General features: G+C 72.1%; 1 protein-coding gene. It reads right to left on the reverse strand.

Translation table 11 applies throughout. The features are described from left to right. Nucleotides 1-242 precede the first annotated feature (242 nt). Nucleotides 243-788 (reverse strand): DUF6584 family protein, encoded by a 546-nt coding sequence (locus tag U9980_RS19250; RefSeq protein WP_322769195.1) that lies wholly within the window; start codon nucleotides 786-788, stop codon nucleotides 243-245. Nucleotides 789-974: the final 186 nt, after the last annotated feature.

The following is a 974-nucleotide window of genomic DNA, read 5'->3' on the forward strand; positions in this document are numbered from 1 at the left end:
GGCCGACTAGATCATCTACGGCGGCGGCAGGATAGATCGTGTCGGACGCCAGTGTCATGTCGTCGCATGAGGGCGTGGCGAGGAACCGGCGGATCGCGGTGGAGGACGCCGTGGTGCTGTGCGGCGCGAACACCGACCCGACCGATCTCGTCGCTTCCCAAGGCCGTTAGCGCCTCACTAAAGTCTGTGGGGGTCGGCTGAAGTCGGCCTCTACCCCGCCGGTCCGAGCCCGTTCGTACGACTCAGGAAGCGGCGGAAACGACCAGCACGACGAGAGTGATCACGCCGACCAGCCAGACCCCAACGGTGGACAGCAGGATTCCGCCCGTGACGAACGAATCCGTCCATGACCATGTCTGCGTCGCGGTGGACGGGGTCAGCGGAGCCCGCTGACCGGGAACCCACGACCCGCCGGCCGCCGCCACCTCGCTGACGAGATCGGCCAGCCGAACCTGCACCTCGGCCGGGAACGCCTCGGCCGGCGCGCGGACCCGCAGCGCGTTCGCGGCCTTCCACGGCTCGGCCTGCGCCGCGAGGAACGCCGCCCGGGCGGCGTCAGCCTCGGGGTCGTCCCGCGCGGACAGGAACCACCAGCGTCCGGCCGCAACCTCGTCGCCGAGCTCCCGACAGACCGCGCCCAGCAGATCGAGCGCCTCTGGATCCGCCGGATGCTGCGCCAGCAGACCGGCCAGCCGATCCCGGGCGAACGGCAGCCGGCCGGCCGCAACCTCGGCACGGGCAGCCACGACCACCCGCGCACGCGACGCCTCCACCGCCAGCTCGACCATTGCGGATCCCTTCCCGCCGATCCGGGCCGACGTGGGTGGACGCTTCGGGCAACGGCCCGTCACAGCGGCCCTCGACCGCGAACCGCGAGGATGCGGGCGCGGCCGGGGACCACGGCGACCGTAGCCCACCACCCCCGCACACAGCGACCGAATTATCCGCACTGGCCCCGCGGTGCACCCCCGTGG

It is taken from the genome of Protofrankia sp. Cr1, from assembly GCF_963555865.1.
Classification (GTDB): domain Bacteria; phylum Actinomycetota; class Actinomycetes; order Frankiales; family Frankiaceae; genus Protofrankia.

Bases quoted from the DNA above. Each gene is read 5' to 3' on its own strand.
- U9980_RS19250 (WP_322769195.1), bottom strand. From the start codon at position 788: ATGGTCGAGCTGGCGGTGGAGGCGTCGCGTGCGCGGGTGGTCGTGGCT.